This is a genomic window from Candidatus Stygibacter australis (assembly GCA_030765845.1).
Taxonomy (GTDB): domain Bacteria; phylum Cloacimonadota; class Cloacimonadia; order Cloacimonadales; family TCS61; genus Stygibacter; species Stygibacter australis.
The window spans coordinates 1-4,884 of sequence record JAVCDJ010000134.1 but is presented as its reverse complement, the minus strand read 5'-3'; the positions used below and the strand labels follow the sequence as shown (position 1 = coordinate 4,884).

Annotated in this window: 2 protein-coding genes; both read left to right on the top strand. The window is 33.3% G+C overall.

The window, feature by feature from the left end:
* Window positions 1-57 precede the first annotated feature (57 nt).
* Window positions 58-4,191 carry a C25 family cysteine peptidase gene (locus RAO94_06800; protein MDP8322040.1) on the top strand — a complete coding sequence of 1,378 codons (4,134 nt, stop codon included), beginning with the start codon at window positions 58-60 and terminating at the stop codon, window positions 4,189-4,191.
* A 181-nt stretch (window positions 4,192-4,372) separates the two neighbouring features.
* The coding region (locus RAO94_06795; GenBank protein MDP8322039.1) for a C25 family peptidase propeptide domain-containing protein at window positions 4,373-4,884 on the top strand (512 nt) is incomplete at its 3' end.

The window sequence follows — 4,884 nt, the reverse complement described above, 5'->3', positions numbered from 1 at the left end:
GGATACAGATTCTGCCAGATTTCTATTGCTGCTGTTCAGTACAATCCAGCAAAAAATATGATAAGAGTTTTAAAAGATATTAATGCGAAATTCTCTATGGATGCCTCTGTTACTGATAATCCTCTTAAAGACACAAAAAGTAGACCTTCATCATCTTTCTCGAAAATAGTTTCAGAGCATGTATATGAAGCTCATAAAGAAGGCATCATCGATAATGGCAGTTATCTCATCATCACTCCTGATGCATGTGTGAGCACGCTGCAATCACTTGTGCGGTGGAAGAGAAAACTCGGGCACGAAGTAACGCTTACACCCCTGTCTGAGATCGGTGCATCACCCGATAATTATGACATCAAAAACTATATACAAAATGCGTATCTTTCGTGGGATGTTCCTCCTGAATTTGTAATTTTAGTAGGAGATGTAACAGGATTATATGTTCTCCCATCATTTTATGTTCAAGGAACTTATACGCAGTATGATGTTAGCGATCATGAATATTCATTACTTGATGGAGATGATTATTTTCCAGATATATTTATTGGTCGTATCTCAATTCAGACTCTTATGGAATTAATAACAATTGTGACCAAGATTATACATTATGAAAGCTCTATTACTCAAGGTGAATGGTATAATCATGCATTGATGATTTCTCCTCTGGATGCATATTGGGGAATTTATACATACTATATTACGAAAATGAACGTCAAAGAAAAGCTTATTAATTTTGGATTTGAAGTTGATGAATTCACTTATCCTTATGACTCGGGAGTTCAGAAGCTAATAAGTTTGATAAATGCAGGGTATTCATTTATCAATTATCGTGGTTATGGTTATCATAGTGGGTGGGATACCGTAGGGTATAATTTTTTGGTAAGTGATGATATTGCTTCTTTGAATAACCATTTTATGCTGCCCATGATTACGAGTATAACCTGCGACGGAGGGGACTTCGCTTCTTCGGCAGTACAACAGTGCTTTGGAGAAGTATGGCTTAAAGAAGGATCACCTACTAATCCGAAAGGGGCAATAGGATTTATCGGTCCAAGTGAGCGAGATACTCAGATTGAATGGAATAATTGTATGGATATGGGCATTTATCAAGGAGTAGTATATGAAAATATGAACAGGTGTGGTGAAATGTTGCTGAGAGGAAAAATGGAATTGTATAATAATTATCCTCATAATCATGCCTGGGGAAATTCTCACAATTCAGACCAGTTCTACTTTTATGTGTATAATCTTCTTGGAGAACCGGGATTGAGAATATGGACAGACATCCCAAAAGATTTTACTTTTATATCACCAGATAGTATTCCTATTCAACAAAACTATATTAGTGTACAGGTCGATAATGTAGATGATAAGAATGGATTTATTGTTGCCCTTACTAAAGATGATTCTCTTATTACGAAAGGAATTTCTAATAATGAAGGCTTTGTAACGTTATATACTACCCTTGAGTTAGGAGATTATGAGATTACCGCTTCTAAATATGGTTATTTGCCTATTACAAATGAATTTGAAATTTTTTCAGAACTGGCTTTGGAGATGGGTGAAGTAAATTATATAGACGAGCCAATAGCTGGAACTACTGTTGAATATGAGTTTTACTTGATTAATTCTTCTTCGAATATATCTGAAAACATTTTAATAAATATCTCATCTGATGACAAGTCGATTTCAATAATTACCGATAGTCTTTTTATTGACTCAATACTGCCTCAAACGAGTCATCTCTGTCAGAATTTATTTTTTAGAATTAATGATAGATGGCACGATGGAAAGTACTCAGATATAGACATTTCTGTTTCTTCAGATTTCGGAACACAATCTTGTAAAATTGATTTTGAAATAATAAGTCCTGAATTAGTATTTTCCGATTTTATTGTTCAGAACAATGATTGCTGTCTTATCCAAAATCAACAAGACAATATCTTTATAGAGTTAACAAATACGGGCTCGATACAAAGTGATTTATTCTTTGCACAACTTACTTGCGTTAATAACAAAGTAACAATGATTCAAGATGAGAGTTATTATACAACAATCTCTATGAATGGAACCGGTGCTAATTCAATGCCCTTCGTTATGCTTCCTGAAGAAGTTTTAACCGGAGAGATTGCACAGTTTGATTTAGAAATTTCACAAAATGATTCAATTGTTCAAAATATACAGTTTTCAATCCCAATAGGAATTATCAGTGAAAAAAGTCCTACATTCAGTTCTTATGGATACTATGCAATAGAGAGTTCGGATGAAGGTTTTTTTACTCCTCCAACGTATAGTTGGATAGAAATAAATCCTGATCTTGGAGGGGAAGGTGTACTTTTGGAGGGGGATTATGTGACAAATGACGGATATGTTGAATTTATCGATCTGCCATTTGCTTTTTCTTTTTATGGGAACTACTATTATTCGATTTCAGTTTGTTCTGAAGGTTGGATCTCAATGGGAGAAGATTTTGTTTATCATAGGAACAAGACAATACCATCCGGGTGTGGACCGCATGCAATGATCGCTCCATTTTGGGATAACTTAAGAAATGGGGAACTTTATTATTTTTATGACATTGAAAATCAATTCATAATTATAGAATGGTTTGAGTTTTTAAATAAGTACAACCCAGATAAAAAAGAAACATTTCAGGTTATTCTATTTGATCCGGCATATTACAAAACCCTAACAGAAGATGGTGAAATATTATTTCAATATAAAACAATTAACAACGTAGACCAAGGTGATAATTACGCTACTGTGGGGATAGAGAATTGGAAACAAACCGAAGGGATTTTGCTTTCATACTCAAATATATATGTTCCAACAGCTCACGAATTGCAAGATGAAATTTCGATACTTTTTACAACCAAAGAAGCACCGGAAATTCCATTACTTGAAGTAAATCCGCAAATCCTATCCTATACTGTTCCACAAGATACAATTATATATGACAATTTTGTGTTATCAAATATTTCAAATCAATCAATTGATTTCAGTGCAAGCTTATCGCATTTTCCCAGATCAAGAAAAAATTTTGATGGTTATAAAAATGCGAATTTGATTTCAAAAATGAACTCATTACCACGAATAAATAATAAAGCAAATACTAAAGAAAATATACCTCATGGTAAAAAGTCTATATTAAATTCAGATATTGAAGTACTATTTCCAAATGGTGGAGAGACTCTTACCTATGGAACCATGCAAACAATTTTATGGAATTCATCAGGTCCTATTGAATCTGTGTCGATTAAATTATTCTTAGTGAATCTGTGTTATGTCCTAACATATTCCACAAATAATGACGGCGAGTTTTCTTTTTATATAGATTATCCATTATCAGATTTTTGTACAATTCAGATTGAAGATAATGCTGGAACAGCAGTGGATATTTCAGATAATTACTTCTCTATTAATATTTTTGATATAATCCAGCCCTATGAAAATGAAATATTATTATATGATACTGTAGACACATTATGTTGGAATTATCCTGGAAATTATAATGAAATTATCATAGAAATTACTAGAGATGATGGATTATCCTGGGAAATAGTTGCTGATGCATTTCAAAATACTGGATCATATGAATATATAGTAACGGGACCTCCTTCAGAAGAATGTGCTTTCAAAATCACCGCATCTAATTATGAAATTTCAAATCGCTCTGATGGCACCTTCAGCATTGTTGATTCACCTATTAATTGGTTATCGTTAGACATAACTTCAGGAACACTTATAGGGGGGGAATCATTACATATTCCTTTTGAAATATCAACAATTAATTGTGATGTTGGCAATTATGAAGCATATATAATTATTGAATCAGGAATCGGACAGAAAATTATTATTCCTGTCACGCTTGAAGTGAGCTATGATATCGATGATAAACCAGAGGAAATCATCCAAACTTTATCAGCACATCCCAATCCTTTCAGCAGTTCAACAACCATTTCTTATTATGTAACCACGAATTCTCACGAATTGCCACAAATTCAGATTTATAATGTGAAGGGGCAACTGGTTCGAGAGATGGAATGCACTGATTTTAATTTCGGTTTGAATGAAGTTAATTGGGATGGTAGAGATTATATATGGAAAAGAGTTTCATCTGGTCTGTATTTTTATCAAATAAAAGTTGGAGACTCTGTAATAGGAACCAATAAGTGTTTGCTGATAAATGATTAGGCAAAAGATTTCACATCTTAAATCTCAAATCGTTGATCTTTATTCGATATTCACATTAAAGTTATTAAATTAAAATAAACATTAAAATCTTTTGAAATATATTCCAATTTCATGTCTCTAACTTCTTGACATAAAAACCACACATTTCTATCAACAACTCAAAATTATAAGGGGAGGTCATGTGAAAAATAAGATTTTCACAACCATACTTTTTATAATCCTGATTCCTGCGAGCATGTTTGCTCTGGATATTAATCTCGAAGGTAACAATCTTTTGATACAAGGCAACTTCGATAACTGCGAGATAAGCAATGAAACAAGGGGAGAGCTTCAATTTTGCAGTGTCACAATAGAGGGATATGCTTCAACTGCTGAACCGGGAAAAGCAATATTACCTCTATATTCGCAATTGATATCGCTTCCACCATCAGGAAATTTTGTGATTGAGAATATTAAATATAACTATGATGAAGTAGCAATTGATTTACCCATTCAGTCATTCGGATGGGAAAACCACATAGAGAAGAATGCAGAATTCTATAGCAAAGATGAATGGTATCCGAAAAATATAGTCACGATCGGTTATCCTGTCATTATGCGTGGATACAGATTCTGCCAGATTTCTATTGCTGCTGTTCAGTACAATCCAGCAAAAAATATGATAAGAGTTTTAAAAGATATTAATGCGAAATT